Below are 19,959 nucleotides of genomic sequence, written 5' to 3'. Positions count from 1 at the left end.
TGGCAGCGAGCTCTTTTATAATGCATGCTTGCGTGTGCGCAGAAACTTATTTAATTCTTTACTTATGTTGGTGCGTCCTTACGTACCTGCAGAATTAATCTTGTGAAGACAAAGTACTCTACATAAAAGTGAATCTATCTAGATATGTCTTTTATTGACGTATTTAAACTTTAACTGGCGTGGATTTCTATGTATATGAGTATTAAATTTAAGAGTAGATATTTTACGTATCCTAGATCGGGTGAATTCCTTTCTCAAGAAAGGAGCAAGTTGTGTTTTGAGTGCCTCAAAACTAACTTGCTCTGCCTTTTGCAGAGGAAAAATTACTCCGAAGTCGTAATTTTAAATTTTTAAGTATAAAAATTATAGGCTTTTTCAAAAAAACAGATTGGCTTCATTTGTCTTCATGTGGCACTTTTTGTCTGTTCATACAATCCATCTTTTCAAATATTACTTCCTAATTTTACAAACGCTCATTCTCCTCACCCTTATTTTTTTTAGGATAATTACTATGAATACCGTAAAAAAACATAAAGGAGGGCGAAAACCTAAAAAACATCCTAGTATATACCGTTATGCATTTCGGCTTAATGAACAAGAGAACCTGAAATTCCTCAAAATGTTTAGAGCTTCCGGAATGAATACAAAAGCCAGGTTCATTGTTTTGGTACTTTTTGAAAAAGAAATCAAAACTGTGAAATTGGATTGGGGAACAATGGAGTTTCACACACTATTAACCCATTTGTTTAATCAGTTTCGGTCTGTGGCTCTCAACTACAATCAGGTCGTTAAAATCCTTCATCAGAATTTCACACCTGCTAAAGCAGAATTTTTCCTAAAAAAATTAGAAAAACAAACTATCGAATTAAAAACTATTAGTGAAAATATTCTAAGACTGACTGAGGAGTTAAAGAAGCACATCCGAAAATAATTAACTAAATGATCGCTAAAATAAATCATGGAACTAATTTAATGGGAGCGCTCATCTACAATTTTAAGAAGGTGGAAAACTTAAAGGCTGAAATCATATTTACACAAAAGATTGCAGAAAGAGCAGATGGCGTTAGGACAATTCATGATCTTTATGATTCATTTGAGCCTTATCTCATTGCCAATAGAAAAACGGAGAAACCTTCTCTGCACATATCATTGAATCCGGACCCGAAAGACCTGGTAGATGACCCGACTTTTATTTTATTAGCTAAGGATTATATGGAAAAAATGGGTTATGGAAATCAAGCTTTTGTACTATTTAAACACACCGATGTTGAACGAACTCACCTGCATATCGTTTCTGTAAATATTGACCGTCTTGGGAGAAAGATTTCTGATAGTTTTGAGAAACGAAAGTCAATGTCCGTTTGTAAGGAGCTTGAAAATAAATACAATTTGCATCCGGCTAATTTGAAACAAAATGAATCACTAAAATCATCATTTCGTCCCGTTGATTATAAGAAAGGCGATTTGAAATCCCAAATCTCTTCCATTGTTCGATATATTCCTTCTTATTACAAATTTTCAACTTTAGGTTCCTACAATGCTTTATTGTCTTTGTTTAATATAAGGGCTGAAAAAGTTGAAAATAACTGGAGAGGAATTCCAATTGAAGGTCTTGTTTATTTTGCATTGAATGAAAAAGCTGAGAAAGCCGGCCCTCCTTTCAAATCATCCTTATTTGGTAAGAAATCAGGGATGAAACAAGTAGAGCTTGATTTTTCAAAATCCAAGGATATTTTAAATAATCATCCTTCGAAAAAACTTATTCAATCAACTATTGAAATGGTCTTACACTCCTCTTCTTCGGAATCTGATTTTAAAAAATCATTGGTTGAACAAGGTATAAATATCGTAGTTCACAAAAACAAAGAAGGACGGATTTATGGCATAACTTTCATAGATCATGAAAACAGAACCGTATGGAATGGCTCGCAGTTAGGAAAGGGTTTTTCTGCTAATCGGTTTAATGAGATCTGGAACGAAGTCTCGCCGCAGGATATTGATAAAAGTAAACCAAAATCTATACAATATTCTATGTCAAATGAAAATCAACATTCCTTAAAATCTTCAAATTTCTCCACTATTGATTCTATCTTTCCGATGACCGATTTTGCTCTAATTGAGAATCTCTTTTTTCCCCTTCAAACGGATAATTATGAGGAGAAGGAGTTCGAGAAAAAAAGAAGGAAGAAAAAGAAAAGAAAGAAATCATAAATATTATGCAAGGAGAAGATGATTTAAGAGGACTGGCAAAAATCATGGCTTTTATGAGGGCTGTAAGTATTCTTTTGGTCTTAATGCATTTTTATTGGTATTGCTTCCAGTTTTTTCTGCAACAAGGTTGGACCCTTGAAATAATTAATAAAATTTTAATAAACTTTAATCAGACCGCCGGTCTCTTTTCTGAAACTTATTACACTAAAATATTTTCTTTCATTTTACTTGGCATAAGCTGCTTAGGTACTAAAGGCGTGAAAAGTGAGAAGATTAAAAAAAGTAAAATTTCCAGTCTTCTTTTATGTGGTTTTATTTTGTTCTTTTTTAATTCGATTCTTTTAGAGTATCGCTTTCGCTACAACTTTATAATTTACATGGCCACTACAGGTTTAGGCTATATTCTACTCATGGTTGCTGGCTCCTGGGCAAACAGATTATTTCACTCCAATCTGATGGAAGATGTCTTTAATTTGGAAAATGAAAGCTTTCAACAGGAAACACGTCTCATTGAAAATCAATATTCAGTGAATTTGCCAACCCGCTTTTATTATAAAAGAAAATGGAACAAAGGCTGGATAAATGTTGTCAATCCCTTCAGAGCTACATTGGTTTTAGGCACACCCGGATCGGGAAAATCATATGCGATTATAAACAATTACATCAAACAACATATTGAGAAGGGCTTCTCTATGTATATCTATGATTTTAAGTTTGATGATCTATCCACGATTGCTTATAACCATTTACTGAAACATATTGATAAATACCCTGTCCCACCAAAATTCTATATAATCAATTTCGATGACCCCCAAAGAAGCCATCGATGCAATCCTATCAATCCGGAATTTATGACAGATATCGCAGATGCCTATGAATCTGCTTATACCATTATGCTCAACCTTAACCGTAGCTGGATTCAAAAACAAGGAGATTTCTTTGTGGAAAGTCCTATCATACTTCTTGCTTCTATTATCTGGTTTTTAAAAATTTATGAAAAGGGTAAATACTGTACTTTCCCACATGCTATCGAATTATTGAATAAAAAATATTCGGATGTATTTACCATTCTTACGTCCTATCCTGAACTGGAAAATTACCTCTCCCCTTTTATGGATGCTTGGCAAGGTGGTGCACAAGATCAGTTGCAAGGGCAAATTGCATCGGCTAAAATTCCCCTATCAAGAATGATTTCACCTCAACTTTACTGGGTTATGACAGGAGATGATTTCTCCCTTGATATCAATAATCCGAATGAGCCTAAAATCCTTTGTGTTGGAAATAATCCCGATCGCCAAAATGTCTATTCGGCAGCTTTGGGTTTGTATAATTCCAGAATAGTAAAGCTCATCAACAAAAAAGGACAGTTAAAGAGTTCAGTAATCATTGACGAATTGCCTACCATCTATTTTCGGGGGCTGGATAATTTAATCGCAACGGCTAGAAGTAATAAAGTAGCCGTTTGCTTAGGATTACAGGATTTCTCCCAACTAAACCGTGATTACGGCGACAAAGAAAGTAAAGTCATTCAGAATACCGTGGGAAATATTTTCAGTGGACAGGTTGTAGGCGAAACAGCCAAAAGCCTATCCGAAAGATTCGGAAAAGTATTACAGAAAAGACAAAGTTTGACCATTAATCGCAATGATAAATCAACCTCTATTTCTACACAAATGGACAACCTTATTCCTGCTTCTAAAATTTCAACACTTACTCAAGGAATGTTTGTGGGAGCCGTATCTGATAATTTTGATGAACGCATTCAGCAAAAAATATTTCATGCTGAAATTATTGTAGATAAAGGATCTGCAAAGTCCGGCACATACAGTAGAATCCCCAAGATTATATCTTTTAATAGTAAAGGTGATGATACAATGGACAACCTTATTCAAAGTAATTATACTCAAATAAAATCAGATGTTTTGAGTATAGTGCAAAATGAAATGCAGCGAATCAAAAACGATCCATGTTTAGAACATTTGATACAGAAGGAATAAATACTCCCAATAGTTGAATCCACTAGTATCGTGTCGGAGTTTGATGCCCACCGCATCCTAAAACAACTTCCACGAGGGCTAGTGGCTTTTTTTCGTGTGCTCGCTTATCCCCAAAAATAAATCTTCAAAACAGCAGAAAGCATAACCAGACTTTTTGAAAAGCAAATGGTTCTGCGATTTAATCTTTTTAAGTGAGTTCTTAAATTTAAATTCATACGCTCAATGTGATTTGTGCCAAACCGAGTTGTTTTATGAATTTCTTTAGGAATTAGTGTTTTGTAATTTCTAAGACCATCCGTGTAGATGTGTTTAGGTTGTGATAGAATTAGTGTTTGAATGACTCCATTGAGTGTTTTGTTTGACCGAGAGCCTATCCTGAAATTTACAATTTGTTTTGTTATTCTCTCTATCGCATAACAAATCCATATTTGTCTTGATTTCCGTTCTATGAATGTACAGAGCTCATCTACTTCATATTTCTTTGCCAGTGAAATCATAGGTTTTTTAATGGTAAGGGCAATTTCTAATGTTCTTCTGATGACAGTTGTTGTTGATATTTTCAAATGTCGGGATAGACTTCTGATACCAAGACCTTCTTTGGTCAAGGAAATAATATCACGGCTAATTCCTTGCCTATACGCATTGTACTTGTAACTAGCCAATTGTCTTTTTCCACAACATTTACATTTAAAACGTTGTGCCCTATTGGTGTGAAATCCATTTTTAACACACAAATTTTCGCAATACTTACATTTCATTTTTTCCATGTCCCAATCTGATACATTAGGTTCTATAAAAACCATTTTAATGTTTTCTAAGCAATTATAAATGACAAAACCAACCTGAAGGTTGGCATTGAATTTCTAAAATATTTTCTAAATTCTATTGAAAACGAGTTTCTTATATTTTGACTTATAGTAAATGTCCCAATGTGGAACACTACCCTAAGTATGGAATATTATCAATTTGTCTTATCCATATCTTTTTTTAGTTGATTTTTGATTGTATCATTAAACCAAGGTAAAATGTATTCTTTTTTAAACGAATTAAAATAAAAATCCGGAGATTTCATTTTAACCTTTTCTATAAAAGTAACATTTGTATTTATAAAGTCTGACTCATTGGTATATGTAATTAATTTGCTATTGGAAATATCAATCACAAACCAACTTTCAGGTGTTTTGTATTGCTCCCATTCAGGGTCTTGATAGTCCGATTTGTACCCATATATAAAAGAGTCGGTACAATATATTAAATCTATTGGGCTTAAATCTCCTGCTTCTTTTGGTAATTGAGATGTATTTAAACTCCAACTATTATTTCCTTTCATCTTTATTAATTCAAATGGTTTAATTAAAGGAATACGCTGATAATCAATACCAGATATGCGAGTATAATATTCATCCATATTTGATTGGTTTTTATTTTTCTTATGAACAAAGTCACAACCTTGTATAAGTATAAGAATTATCATAAAAAAAGTGATTCTCATAAATATTACTTCTTAATTAATTGGTATGTTTTATTCCAATTCGCATTAATCCTCATCTTATCATTACCACCAGCTAAATCGTGATACAAGAATCCAAGTACTTTTGTAGCTGTATTATAAGCTCCACTTCTTACCCCCGATGGTCTTAAATCAAAAATATCGGAAAACCTATGAGATATGGTCATTTTACCGTCTGCACTAACTCCTATTACAGATTTAACATTAGTACTCCTAACTAACCAAGTCAACTCATTAGCCGCAACCTTCCAAGTATCTTTATATTTAGGGTTGAAAGGGTCTTTAGCTTGCTCCCACATATCACCCTCAGCTCTCTGACCTCCAAACTGAACAGATTTTTCTCTTAAAAAAGAGAATGCTTCTTTTCCAAACTTGGGGTCAGATTTTGCCGCTTCAATTAAATCAGCTTCATAAGATATTATTGCAGGGTCAGAAGAAACTTTCTCTAAAGCACTACCTTCTAAATTTGCTTCACCCGATTGCAACATAGACATAACACCAGCCTCTATCAAGTTGTCTGCTTTATCATCAAATCCTAAAGATTCGTATATTTGAGTTCTCAAACCGTGTCCCCATCCTGAACCTTTATAATCTTCACTACCGTTAAACCACGACTTTATTTGATTCCACCACTTCGGAGGCCAATCACCATTAGTATTCTCAGCACTCATCCCCGTAGGGTCTATCAGATTGATAGGGTTTTGATGTACATAATGATACGGTGTAAAATTCGGATAATCCTCCATTAAAGGGTCGGGCGATATGAAGATTGACAGGCGAGGGTCGTAATACCTTGCGCCGTAGTAGTACAGACCTGTATTGGCATCCAATTCTTTCCCATTAAATTTGAAAACATTGTTAAATGTCCCTGAGCTTCTCTGTTCGGCCATCGTTTCACCGAACGGTAAATTTAAGAAAAACTGGTAAGGATTACCGTTAGCATCCGATAAAAATGTTGAGCTTCCTAAATGATCCGGGTGGAAGAAGTAGATGGGAGCAAGTGCTGCAACCTCCTGCACTTGGGGTTCTTCTCCTTCTTCTTTTTTGCTTTTATATTGCTTAATCTCCACTTCACCTAATCCGGCAAGTTCAGCTATCTTCAGTATATCATCGACCTGCGTTTGTTTCAGCGCGGAGAATTTCGCCATGGTTTTGGGGCTAGCGTCTTCAAAGATATCCGCAGTACCCGCCACTTTGCTTACGATGCGCTGCGAGCCGGCATAGTAGTGTTTGGTGAACTGCCCGCCGCTGTTTACCACTACATAAGGACTTGCATAAGTGGTATAGCCGCCAAGAGTTACGCCGCCGTCCACAGGAGAGCCGTTCACATAGAGCTGGCTTACGGTGGAAAGCGCTTTCAGCGTACGCTCACCTGAGGCATCGTAAATATAGTGGTTCAGCTCGGAACTGTTTCTTACAAGTGAGCGCAAGCGGTTGGATTCATCCCAGTAGTAATCCTGCACTTCCGAAGGGCGGAAGTGCCGTGTCATATTTCCGTTGGCATCGTACTGGAAGGACTCGGGATTTAACACCTGCCCGATATTTATACCCGTTACAGCATGTGGCCTTGCGGATCCGTAAGCATATGTATTAGCATAGGAGTTCGGACTGAATGTCACATTGTCCTTTTTGTGCGACTGGGTCTTTTTGGTGATATTGTGCAGGTTGTCGTACACCATGGCAAGGGAATACTCGGCGGTTTTATTTTCATAAGCCGGCAGAGGCGTTCCCACATTACCGGTGAAAATACCGTCCGCAGCAGTCAGCCTATTCAGGTTATCATACGTATAATTATGCGTATAGGTTCCTCCCATCTTGTTGGATGCGACCGGTCCTGCAAAATTTTGCAGCTTGGTGACATTTCCGGCAAGGTCATAGGTGTATTTGTTGTCAAACATCAGGGTATTGGCAGATGTTTTCGCCTTCATCAGATCGAGCCTTCTCAATGCCGGCTGATAGGAATAGGTGTTTACCGTATTATTTCCGTACTTGATGAATATTTTCTGCTCGTATTCATCATATCCTATGTTCGTTACGTAATTATACGGGTTGGAGCCGTCCGATCCAGTGATCTGCTTCAGGTTTCCTCCTTTGTCGTATTTGTAGCTTACCGCTTCAGTATCAGGATAGATGAGATTTACCAGACGGTTCCAGCTGTCATATTCAAACTGGTGGACGAAAGTTCTCGTCGGCAGGTTCGGCGCGACGATCGTTCTTCCGGTTTGTGTAACTTCTCCCATATTTCCATAGGAATACAGTACTTCTCCCGTAGCATCTGTAAGCTTAATGAGCTTTCCTTTGGCATTCGGCACGGAGCTGTTGCTTGGAGCGTATTGGTAGGTTACGTTACTGATGTTGGCTCCCATGGGCGTAGGCGGATAGGTTATCGTCACAGGCCTGTTCAATGCGTCATAATTATACTTGATGAATTTGTCGGCTTCATTTACTCCGGTCAGAGCCAGCAGGTTGGGGGTTTGTGTTTTTACGACGTTTCCGGCAGGGTCATACCATACCTTATTCAGCCCGGCATCAGGATGCGTTACTGAAATGCGCCTTCCCAGCTCATCGTATTTGCTTTGTATGATATTGTCCTGCGCATCTATGGTTTGCAGCACCTGCCCGATGACGTCGTATTTATATTTCGTCCATATAGCGGTAGAAGTCCCCAGGATGTTTTTCACGGAAGTAGTTCGTCCGTTCACATCCGTGTAGGATTCCGTAATGATCTTGGTGGAACCGATCTGAGGGACTTCACTTCGAACTCTCATTTGCCTTGTGCTGAATCCGTCATTTGCAAGGGTGTAAAACATTTTGCTGACGTTTCCTTCCGCATCTGTGGATTCGGTTACCCTGTCTAGCTCGTCATATTTGGTTAGAGCAAAATATTGATGCACACTGTTATTCAGCAGGACATTCGCTGCGCAGGATTTATCTTCAAAAGAAGGATGGAATTGTTTAATCGCCCTTCCATACGAATCGTATATCACCTGACCGGATACGGACATTTTTTCCACTGCCGCAGATGACTCGTTCAGCGTATAGTCAATGTCTTTTTTTACCTGTAAAGGTCTTGCCAGTCCGTCTATCAACGTATAGGTTTCTATATCATTGGTCGGGTTCTGAGGGTCAAAATGTCTGGTAATGGCCAACGGCTTGAATTCCTCCGGATCTATACTGCAAAGCCCTGAAGAGGTGTAAGAGCTGTAGGTCGGGAAATAGCTGAACAAAATAGTAGGCTTGGTTGCTGAAAGCTCTTTGGGGCTGCGTATTTCGGTTACCCTTCCGAAACTGTCATAAGCGTATTTCATTTCGTTCCCTGCAACATCGTTCGTTTTCAGGAGGTTCCCGTATTTGTAACCATAGATGGATGTTGAATTATAATTGAGGTTGTCCTGTACTTTCACGGAGAAGTTTTGGGTATTGCCGTTATAATTTACATTCGGGGTATAGATATACGTAAGCTTGGCTCTTTGCCCGTTCAGGTTAGCAGGATAGGTGATCGTTGCAACCGCCCCGTAAGAATTATAGGTCATATCGGTTTGGGCAGTTGTTTCCGTTCCTTCCGGCGTTTTATAAAACGCTTTAATGGTTTTAATGACTCCTGTATTCAGATCGATATTTTCCGTTGTTCTTTTTCTGATATAGCCTGTTGTAGAGAGCCCTTCAGTACCTACAATAATGGATTTTGGAACGGAAAGTATATTTTTGTTTAAAAGAGCGGCGTCATCATGATAAGTAATTGTAGTAACATAATTATCTGTCGCCACACTAATATCTCCTTTGTAAGAATACTTTGAAATTCTGGCATATTTATCGTATTCGTAAAGAATGGATTGGGTTTTAGGGCTGCTTGTCAATTCATAAATACTATTTTGTGTTTCCAAGAGTAAAGCAATTGCAGTTCCTCTTCCTTCCTTTCCTCCCACATCATAGTCCGGATCCAGGTCATTCTGGTTATTCATTGTCCAGTCCGTCTGTGAAAAGCCTTTCAGTCCATAGGTATTCACTGTTTTGCTAAAAATTCTGCTGGCAGGAATACTTAAATATTCAGGATCATTTGCATTGTAATAAAACCCTTTGATACTGTATGATTTTTCCAGCATTCCTCTTAAGAAGTAGCTTTTGTTGTGAAACTGGCTGATCTGAGTTCTGTATGCATTGGGCTCTACCTGAGAGTAATTGTTGATTGTTGTTTTTTCCTTAACATCAATTGTTTTCACGATTCTGAAACCATAGAATTCACGTTCCCGTCTGTCATAGTAACCATTCTCATATTTGAAATACTTGTCATAACGGTTTCCGTCCTGTGAATATTGATAATCTTCATTATTAATAGGGGAGGAAGCATTGTAATCATCAACAGTTACTTTAGCTAAAACCCATTTGCCGGTCGGCATATCATAGGTATTTCCCTGTACGGTATAATCCAGTTCGAAGGAACCACCCAACGGATTTTCAACCGCTTTTAATTTGTTGGTTCTGCGGATATTTGAATACCTGATTTTGGTGACATTTCCAGCTTTTTCCATCAAGTCGGGATAACCGTCGCCATCAAAATCCGTAACGGTTTTTAGAACTTTGTTTGTTGTTGTTGAGTAGGGTGTCGCATCTACGCTTCCTCCGATCTTTAAACAACAAGCCAGAAGGATAGGGATTGTAATATAAACACTTGCTCCGATATTAAGAGATGAAGTCGTAGCCTGTCCGTCATCTAAAAGATTGAAGAAGGGTGTTAGTGTTTTATACGAGGAAAATCCATTTCCGTTATTGAAAGCAACTTTAAATATGCCTCCTTCCATTTTGATCATATCCACCAGGCCATCGGCATTGATATCCATCATCCCGGTTTTCACGTCCGTATTTGAATAAGAAATGGAATAGCCCCCTTCAACACTGCCGTTCCATAGATTGATGCCGATTCCGCCCCCTACGGAAGAATTTGAGTTTTCAGGAAGTCCTAGAGATGCCCAGCTTACAGATTGATAAGGCACATTTTCTCCCATGTTAAGCAATACATTTCCGGCTTGGTTTATCTTGTCAGATAAGCCGTCTCCATTCACGTCAATGCGGATATGGTGAGCCCAGTCTTCTCCTTCGGAAAAATTTCCGCTTACTCCACCACTTGCCTGACCGGAGAATCCATGAAAACGAAACTCTTCTGCGGCACATTCATCATTAGTTCCCTCGCCTGCTTTTCCATAACTTCCCGATGCAGCCAGACCCCAGTTATCAATTTCATACCTTCCAATACCATTCCAATTGGAGGGAGGGTTTCCGGAAACCTTTAATCCTCCTGTCGGTTTGGTATATTGAACCTTTCCTTCGGTCAGGATATCCGGATAGCCGTCTCCGTTCAGATCAATATAATCAGTTAATGTATAATTGTAAGCAGAAGTGGTCTTGTTTCCGCTCACACTTCCACCTACACCACCCATGGATACCCCGATTCCACCAGCGATGGTTCTTGTAGCGCTCCGGCTTTTTTTGTTGATGGAATAAGCTTCGGCATCAAAGCTTTCCTGAGTATAAATGACCTCATCTTCACCTATTTGTGTAGTAAAAGATTCCATCATACCTGCGGCACGTCCGCCTGTTGCAGTAATGTTATTCTCATATGTTGAACCCTGCCATAGTTCATTTATTTCATTGGAGTTTTGAGTGGGCTTCCCCCGGAAAGGATTGGCAAATAATACGGCCAAAAGAGAATTGGGGAAATATTGGTTAAATAGGCCGTCAAAATATCCACCGTCATTTAAATCTCCTTCATCAAAATCCTCCGGGTCAAGCCCACCGATCACATTCTCCAGCTCAGGGTCAGGCTCGAGTTCCAATAAGTCCAAGTTGAGATATTTACCGAATGCATCGGAAGGAGTACCGGCATTTGTATCTTTTTCCGGATTATAATGGAATTGGCTCCAGTTTCGGTACTCCGAACCAAATTTACCACTTGATTTAGTATATAAATTGATATGATCTCGTTTTAGCTTCAGGTATTTATCACTGTTGAAATCAGATCCTGAACTCTCATATCCCACCACTGCTAATGACAGTATGTAAGGGGTAAAGTCATTTAAAGGCCTTTCCATGATTTCTAAAAACCGGTTAGCCGCCAGTGACCCATCTCCATAGAATTCAATGCTGATCTGAGGATTTGAGCTTAGGGTTCCTGTATGAAATTCAATTGGAGAGGAAGGGTTCTCAACGGAGGAATTCCCATTATTAATTATTATATTTTTCTTTCCGATTGCTGTTCCGTTCTTTTTCACAACGAAAATGACCTTCCCTGAACCATATTCACTTCCTAACGTTGGTAAGAAGTAAGGCCTTACGTTAAAAGTATGGGAACCGGTAGGGTTCGTTACATTCCATCCCGGTTCACTTTGAAGGGTATAGATATTATATCCGTTTTTACTGTGGTGATTAATGCCTGTCAGATAATTTTCAGCAGTCAGTACATAATTTTTATAAATGGAATGGTTGACAACCGGATATAGGACTTCTGAATGGTTGAATGTCTGTCCGTTATCAAGTAATTGAGCATATTGGATGGAAAGCGTAGGTTTCCATTCAGCTGGTTTCCAATTTATATTTGAGTCACCCAAAACTTCAAATGTAAAGGAAGTGACTTTGTTGTCTTTAACATTTTCCAGAGAAATATTGCTCAGCGTCCCTGTTGATGGCGAAATTGTACAAGGTTGTCCAGCGATACATTCTTTTTCATAAATAATGGCCGGAGCAGAAGGAGTAATGTCCCCGTCTTCATTCCAGCTATTATCTATTTTTGATATACGATACGTTGCTTTATCCGAGGTAGAAGGTATGGAGAAAGACTGCCAATAGATATTTGCTTTTCCATTTTCGTAGGCAGGAGCGGCCGTTTCCGGATTGTTTTTATTTAAGATGAAATCCGTCGAATATTTATTGTGGAGCTCATTAAGCCCGTTTTGATTCAGTAAGGTTGCATCAACCATTTGAGAAGTTATAGGATCGATTTCCTGATACCGGATTTCCGGATCCCAAACTATATTTGGATTTTCCCCTGCTTTGTTATGATGAATTCGGAAAAATAATCGATCTCCTTTTGAAACAGAGCCATGCATACTTGGACCGCCGTTAATTTCATGGAATAAGGAATAGTTGTTTGAGTTACTTAAAGTTTCCTGGAATAACCTGTTATGTACAATTTCTCCGTTTCCACGGTCTCCATCATAATATTCTGCTTCAATGGAAACTTTTACTGTTGTGTTGTTATCCAGTACGTCTACAGCCTGTATTATATTTGACACTTTTATATTGCCACTTTGTGGCGCGGTCCAGACTTTGACAATATCATATCCCGGATAGACATCTGTATACTGATCTTCATCCGAAAACTCATAATCAACGGCAGGCTCGGCTGCAATGAGCATATTTTCCGTAACGGCACTGTTTGCTGTGAAAGTAGGCACTCCGTTTACAAGGTGGTTGAAATAAATTTTTCCGTTTGCAGAAATATCCGGTAACCTGTCTGAGTTTGCATCTACAATGAAGATATTCGTATTGCTTTTTCCTTTGGATGTATTTTTTCCAACAAATCCACCAACAGCATTGATACCAAACGTAATTTGGGGGTTATCAGAAAAGAAACTGGATTCAGATCGGAACATCTCATTGATCCCCTGAATCATTACAGCATCTCCATAGCTATGATTTATTTTTAACTCATTATTTGCATCATACGTTCTGGTCACATAGTGAGGCCGATAATAAAGTTTGTTATTATTAGACTTAAATACATAATCATCCAATCCGTCTCCGTTCATATCCGCTTGCGCAATCAAAGATCGGCTGATAGACTTTCCTCCTGAAAATTCCCAGTTAAAAGTTGTTTGCTTCGTGAGCGGATTCACTCCCCATCCAATTCCTAAAGCAACAGCACCACTTGCGCCTGTAGAACTGGTACTTCCTAAAAAGGATGTGCCATTTGAAAAATTATCCGATGTCGGATCCGGAAAGTCTATCTGGAAATTCCAGTTGATCATACTACATGGATCACTTCCCGGGATAGTTCCGCCTATGATGATATCATCGTCTCCCATTTCAGGGGTTGGTGATGCATTAGAGGTTGAGCAATCTGCCGGAGAAAGTCCATAACGTTTTTTTATAAGAGATGGAGAATTGTTATGAGAAGCTGTTTTTAGTTTTCCGGAAGAGATAAGCTCCTGTTTATATTTTTGGATTCTTTCTTTTGTAGATTTTATCGTTTGTTCTTTTTGCTCAATTAGAGCTTGTTGAATCATCTCTCCAAACTGTCCGGTCAATTCAGAAATCGTCCCAATTTCTTTTACTTCTTTTCCTCCTTTTGACCATTTTTCGAGTGAAGAATCAAAGGTATAGTTCCCAGACAAGTTTTTATTGAATTCATTGTCATTCAAATCAAATTCAAACAACATAGGAATAGAAGAAGCTTCCTGTTCAATCACTTTATCTTCATTCTCTACCTCCCAAATCTTGATGGCGGTTTCTATTTGTTCTTTGGAGAATTCATACTCAGCCTGATTTTCATTTTGTACTTCTGTTTTTTGAGGAACACATGGCGTGAAATTATAGGTCACATTTCCAACCTTAATCGTATTATACGTTTGGGCAGAATTTATGGTTATAGTAACATTATCTCCATTTTGTGTGACAACCGAACCGGGGTATTGAGACTGGAAAGCATTTCTGAATCCACCAAAGTTGTTAAATGAATAAGGGTTACCTTGCATTGGAAGACCATTTACTAAGATATCTACCTCAGGATAAATAGTAATTTCACTATAGAAATTTGCTGTAGGGGTAATGGTTAAATACTCAGAAGTTCCTAAGTATTTTCTTCTTAAACTAGCATATGAAGTCGAGGTATAATAATCCGAATAAAAGCTCATACTCATTGCAATTATATGGGTATTTGTGGGGCCTACAGGTGCATTATACTCTGAACTATTGGTAGAATTTACGTTAGTAACATAAACATCGTTGATATTATCAATTATCCAGTTTTCAAAAGTATTTTCAAAGTCTTCATTTTTAGTGATATAAGTTTGTCCAGGAATTGGGTTTATAGGACACATATTTTGAAACAATCCATTTACCACATGACCACTATAAAAAATATTATTATCTGGTACACTATAGTACGAACTTCCAAGAGCTTTTCCATTAAAACTGTGAGCTAGTGTCGTACAATTCCACCATGGTTGAGTTGGTGTTCCAAGATAAGCTATACTTAATCCATGTCCGTATCTATGCATTATTTCTTTCGGCTTTGGAAAAGTAACCGTAACACAGGTTTCATTCTGACAGTCATTTGTAGGGTCAAAAGGGCAAGGGTCACAGGCATCACCGATACCATCATTATCCGCATCTGCCTGATTAGGGTTGTAAACAGACGGACAGTTATCACATAAATCAAAAATGCCGTCTTGGTCTTTATCTTTTGGCCCACAGGGATCTTCATCCTCATCACATTCCAGTAAAACTTCCTCGACAGAAAAATAAACTTCTATACCGTCACCGTTTGTAATGTCGTCATGATAATCCAGTTTATGTCGATAGAATTCCGCTCCGCTTTCGTTCTTTTCGATGATTTCACCTAACAGCGTTTTATTGAAAATACCCGTTTTATATGTGAATTCATAAGAACGAATCTGAGAAGTTCCGTATTTTACATCTATTTTGGTTAGAAGGTGAGCATCTACCTGTTTGAACCCAAAACGGCCGTTTATTGATTTGTCGGGTCTTGAAGGGGAAGTGTCTCTTGTAAAACTAACATTATATTTATTGGAGCTGTGGGGAGCGAGATATTCTATATTGGAGATGTAAATTTGTTTTCCTCCGTTCAGATTCCCGGACGTTTCCGTATCCACTAAATTCGTATATTTTACATAGTTGTTATAAAGGTCAACTGTTTTCACTAAAGCCCAATGAACGATGTTACCATTACCGTCTTTCAATACATTATTTGTATTGATTGTTCCGGTTTCGTCTGCGCCGTACCAGCTCACCATACCATCGGAAGAAGTGACTTTCCAGTAATATGTGCTCGGGCTACTCCCCATTCGTTCTATTTTGGTAAAGCTGCCGCCTTTTCGCGGATAAAATTGTTTTGTTCCGCTTCCACGGGATTTCAATGTTGTGTCGTACATCCCATTTGAAGAGAGCCGATGCCTGTTTGGCATATAGGGTTCTATCTCCTCTTGAACATTCTTTGTGAGAAAATATAATTGTTCTCCCCCTAATGAATAAAGTTCTGTTTCAAGCGTTGAGTGGAATTCAGGGGTACCCCATCTTGTGTCAACGGTAATGGCTGGCATTGATATATTCCATCCCAGTCCCATCCATCCATTTCCACCTTCGCTGCTGTATTGTAATCCTAAATTTGGTTGCATTCCTTGTTTTCCTGCCGGAATATTCAAAGGATAACTAAGGTGTGCGGCACCATCCTGCGAAGCGGAAGGAGGTTGCATGATGTTCATTCCGGCACTCGGATCTGCCGCTTTTACATCACTCATCATCGTTGGAGCAAAAGCACTGGTTTCTGGTGACTCAGGAACCTGAATCACGCCGTTTATCATATCAGTAAAATGAGTTGTTTTTGAGATAATCAATTTATTTTGATGATCTATTGAATCCAACTCCAATTGTTCCCATTGACCATTGAGATCATTAAAATAATAAGAACGAATATCATCAATGGAATTTCCAGCCGGGATTAATTTCTCGTCATAAGGGAGAGCTATTTTTACTTCCTTTGAGAATTGCATTCCGTGAGGCAGATACCTAAATCCTTTTTGACCGGATGTGACATTTACCATTCCCGAAGACATCGGGGCAATATCAATTTTTCTGAGTGAAGCAATTGAAAACTCAATTTCCTTGTCCAACGTACCTTTATCGATTAACAATTTCGCTCCGTTTACCTCGAAAACGCCATAATCAACACCTAAGGTCTTATATGAAACTTTATCCGCAGTTTCCGGTTGAAATTGAAAATCGGCCTCTATCAAATTTTCTTCGATTGATAGTAATTTGTTGGAAACAAATTTATTTTGATTATCAAATGCTTTCACTTCAATAAATCCGTCTTCGATATTTTTAGAAGAGATTTCCACAAATCCCTCAAATTCATTTCCTAATAAATTCAATGACTTTCCATTTATGGAAACAGATGACACAGTTTTTTCCGTATTAGAAATATAACCTTGAATATAGGTTTTTTCATTTTTAACAAGACTGACGGATTCGTTTAATAATATGATTAGATCCGTTGTCTTAGTATTTTCTTTTATAAAACGGACATTCTTAATTTTGTAATTATAGTTAGCATTTCTTGGAATGGAGAAGCGAATAAAATTATTCCCTTCTTTTAGCCAGTTATTATCGACAGACTCCTTTCTACTTGTCCATTGATTAGATGTTTTTACCAGATAACCGCCTGTATTCATACGTTCATTAATGGAACGTGAAACGGATGAAACAGAATCAATTCCGTAAACATCATAGGTTAACCAGACTTTTTCATTTGTAGAAAGATCATCCAGCCAAACATTGAAAACGTTGTCAGAAGGATCATCTATAGGATGTAAGTCTGAGATCCCAATTATTCCTTCTCCAAAAGGTTTTGGGTTAAGATTAACTGGCAATAGACTTGGAACTGTTTCTATAGTGGGAACTGAAGCTTCTTTAAATGAGAAGTAATTGGATTTCTCTCTATTTAAATAAATTTCTTTCGAAGCAGAATTCAACGGTAATTCCTTTTCTTCCTGTGAGTTTTCTTTCAGGTTTGAAGACTCTTGTAAATCAGAGATTTCTTTATACGATTGAAAGAATGAATTTTTAGGAGGATTTTCCAGATTATACAGTAATTGACTTATTTGTTGTTCAGCAATTCTTTTTTTTGCTTCATGCGCCTGAACCAACGGTGCGGCAAACGTAAAGTTAAAAGCAGCAAGACAAACAATAAAATAAGCAATTTTAAATCCTGTTTTGCTCAGAAGGTTGGAAGTAGGGTTAACATCTCTCATGGTCAATAAAGTCTAAGGGAAGGTTATTTTACGATTAGGGTGTATTGGAATTTTTCGGATTGGGATTCTGCGGTTATATGATAGCTTCCCTGATGGAAAAAAGTATCGGAATATATCTCACTTCCTTCTTTCAGTAATTTGGATTTTATGATTCTACCGGAAAAATCGGTAATGGTTATCCTGACTTTTGATAAGGAACTATTTTCAAGTTTGACAAAGAATGGTTCATTTATTCTGACAGGATTAGGATAAACACCTGACCAGTCGGCTGCCGGAATTTTAGTAACAATAAAAGAGGTAGTCTGTGGGCAACCTTTTTCAGTCAGATAAGTAATATTGTAAGAACCTTCCTCTCTTATAGTATGTTTTTCTCCCCAACCGATTTCCTGATCGCCCTTTCTCCAGACAATTTCTGAAATCGTATTGTTTTGTAGCTCATTTAGATCAAGCGCAAGACTTTCTCCTTCTTTCAGGAAAATATCTTCCAAAGCAAAAGCACCTTGTGTGTCAGAGTTAATAACTAGATCTTGTTCAGACGTTTGATCGAAAGCATCCGTAATCTTGCATACATAATTACCTCCGGTCAGATTCAATACATCAAATTGATTTTCACCTTTTTCAATGATTGGAAATTTCTGATTTTCATCGGAATAAAATTCAACCGTATAAGGAGCCACTCCACCGATAATTTTCAAATGTGCATCGGATTGACAATTTTTTTCCGTCGTTTCAACCAATGCAAATAGTTCGGGTGCTTTTACAAGACTGAACAAAAAAGAATCTGTTTGATTTTTAAATGGAATATCAGAAAATTCAATTCGTCCGCCCTCTTTAGGGATTTCAACCGACTGAATAAATTCAGAAGAATTTATGTTTAGTTTACCAGATGTGTCAGGTGCAAAAACTAACCAATACTTTAATTCAGGTTCTTTAGAATCGGATTTTTTCTCCTTTTGCACCTCATTTTTTTCTTCTTCGTCATTCTGACCTTCCATTAAATCGGTATCAAAAGAAAAGATATAATTCTGTGATTTCACTCCCTCACCAATCAATTTGGTTTTCCAGGTTCTGTTAAATAGAGAAACTTCGGGGGTTTGTTTTTCCTGAAGAAATGACAAATCTCCAAAATCATCTGCCCACAATACATAATTAATATCGTGCAAAGTTTTTTTGTTAAGCTCATTTTTAGCTTCAATTTTATCCCCCAACCCTATGGTTAAAAACTGATCATCATCTACATTAGCCGATTGTTTATGATTAAAATTCCCAGCGATGTCTCTGCCAATCCCTGAAACTCTATGTAGAAAAGTCCTGCTTTCATCATTTTTCCAGATCGTATCATTTTTACTGTTGATGTAATCTGAGTTGAGCGGTAATGAAATTCCATACTTCAACGAAAGATAAGTTTCCACTTTTCTTCTATCAATTTTGGAAAGTAGCTTCGGATAAAAAATAACCTCAGCGATATCTCCTTCAAATCTATCTGAATGGTTTTTCGATGAGAGATTATTTAATTTTATAGAATCATTTCCATCCCTTTCTTCAAAGCTTTCAATATAACTAATGAAATAAGGCTTTTCGCTATTAAAGTTTTTTATCTTCAATTCTCTTTTTGATTTAACCCGGTCAGATTGAATAGATAATTGATGATTATTTGAATTTATATCGACAAGGTGGTATTTCTCCTGCAAAAAAGAAGGTTTCATTATGATAAATGCGGTTAGCTCATCCGATTTTTCGAAAGAATTAATGTTCTCAATAAACGTTTGGTCACTAACTGATAGGGCAGGATAGAAATTAATTAAATTGATTGGATTGGTTTTTGAAGAATCTTTTTCGGGTGCTAAAAACCAATGAACTTGACCTTCAATACCTCCCGGATTCTGACCGAAAACCAATATAGAAAAAAGAAAAGCGAAGTTAAATAAAAAATGCTTCATATAGACGAGTATAATAAAGCGGCAAAATTAAAAACAATTTGTTAAAATAAAGTTAATTACTGTTTGGAATTAAAGTTTTTGTATTTACAAAGGATTTTGCCTGATTTTTAATAGGGGTTTTCCCTGAATTTTATAGATAATATCAGGTAAGAGTAAATGATTCATCACGCCGGAATAAGGTTTTAACTTTTCGTAACCCAACAAACCCAATTGGGAAATTATTATTGGGCAATCTTACATAGAAAATAGGTAATCAA

General features: G+C 37.5%; 7 protein-coding genes. 3 read left to right on the top strand and 4 right to left on the bottom strand.

What is annotated here, in order from left to right:
* Positions 1–406 precede the first annotated feature (406 nt).
* From mobA to mobC, 3 genes are read left to right on the top strand one after another with little or no spacing between them, the layout of a single operon-like run.
* Positions 407–931, top strand: coding sequence for a conjugal transfer protein MobA (gene mobA / locus HU137_RS11285; RefSeq protein ID WP_317169925.1), 525 nt, complete (start codon positions 407–409; stop codon positions 929–931).
* Positions 932–939: 8 nt separating this feature from the next.
* Positions 940–2,211, top strand: coding sequence for a conjugal transfer protein MobB (gene mobB / locus HU137_RS11280; protein ID WP_182043954.1), 1,272 nt, complete (start codon positions 940–942; stop codon positions 2,209–2,211).
* Between the two features lie 5 nt (positions 2,212–2,216).
* Positions 2,217–4,208: a conjugal transfer protein MobC gene (mobC, locus tag HU137_RS11275; RefSeq protein WP_182043953.1), complete on the top strand. Its 1,992-nt coding sequence runs from the start codon at positions 2,217–2,219 to the stop codon at positions 4,206–4,208.
* Between the two features lie 104 nt (positions 4,209–4,312).
* On the opposite strand, the gene HU137_RS11270 is transcribed toward mobC, so the two are convergent.
* From HU137_RS11270 to HU137_RS11255, 4 genes are all read right to left on the bottom strand, one after another.
* Positions 4,313–5,011, bottom strand: a complete 699-nt coding sequence (locus tag HU137_RS11270; protein WP_182043952.1) for an IS1 family transposase — start codon at positions 5,009–5,011, stop codon at positions 4,313–4,315.
* Positions 5,012–5,169: 158 nt separating this feature from the next.
* A complete protein-coding gene (locus HU137_RS11265; protein WP_182043951.1) occupies positions 5,170–5,616 on the bottom strand; it encodes a hypothetical protein in 447 nt (148 codons plus the stop codon).
* Between the two features lie 89 nt (positions 5,617–5,705).
* Positions 5,706–17,762 carry a SpvB/TcaC N-terminal domain-containing protein gene (locus tag HU137_RS11260; RefSeq protein WP_182043950.1) on the bottom strand — a complete coding sequence of 4,019 codons (12,057 nt, stop codon included), beginning with the start codon at positions 17,760–17,762 and terminating at the stop codon, positions 5,706–5,708.
* Between the two features lie 23 nt (positions 17,763–17,785).
* Positions 17,786–19,468: a T9SS type A sorting domain-containing protein gene (locus tag HU137_RS11255; protein ID WP_182043949.1), complete on the bottom strand. Its 1,683-nt coding sequence runs from the start codon at positions 19,466–19,468 to the stop codon at positions 17,786–17,788.
* Positions 19,469–19,959: the final 491 nt, after the last annotated feature.

Source organism: Moheibacter lacus, from assembly GCF_014042165.1.
In the GTDB taxonomy this organism is placed as follows: Bacteria; Bacteroidota; Bacteroidia; order Flavobacteriales; family Weeksellaceae; genus Moheibacter; species Moheibacter lacus.
The sequence above is the reverse complement of the archived record's forward strand: the minus strand, read 5'-3'. Positions and strand labels throughout refer to the sequence as shown.

Excerpts from the sequence above, each read along its gene's own strand:
- mobA (WP_317169925.1), top strand. The coding sequence starts at position 407 with ATGTGGCACTTTTTGTCTGTTCATACAATCCATCTTTTCAAATATTAC.
- mobB (WP_182043954.1), top strand. The coding sequence starts at position 940 with ATGATCGCTAAAATAAATCATGGAACTAATTTAATGGGAGCGCTCATC.
- mobC (WP_182043953.1), top strand. The coding sequence starts at position 2,217 with ATGCAAGGAGAAGATGATTTAAGAGGACTGGCAAAAATCATGGCTTTT.
- HU137_RS11270 (WP_182043952.1), bottom strand. The coding sequence starts at position 5,011 with ATGGTTTTTATAGAACCTAATGTATCAGATTGGGACATGGAAAAAATG.
- HU137_RS11265 (WP_182043951.1), bottom strand. The coding sequence starts at position 5,616 with ATGGATGAATATTATACTCGCATATCTGGTATTGATTATCAGCGTATT.
- HU137_RS11260 (WP_182043950.1), bottom strand. The coding sequence starts at position 17,762 with ATGAGAGATGTTAACCCTACTTCCAACCTTCTGAGCAAAACAGGATTT.
- HU137_RS11255 (WP_182043949.1), bottom strand. The coding sequence starts at position 19,468 with ATGAAACCTTCTTTTTTGCAGGAGAAATACCACCTTGTCGATATAAAT.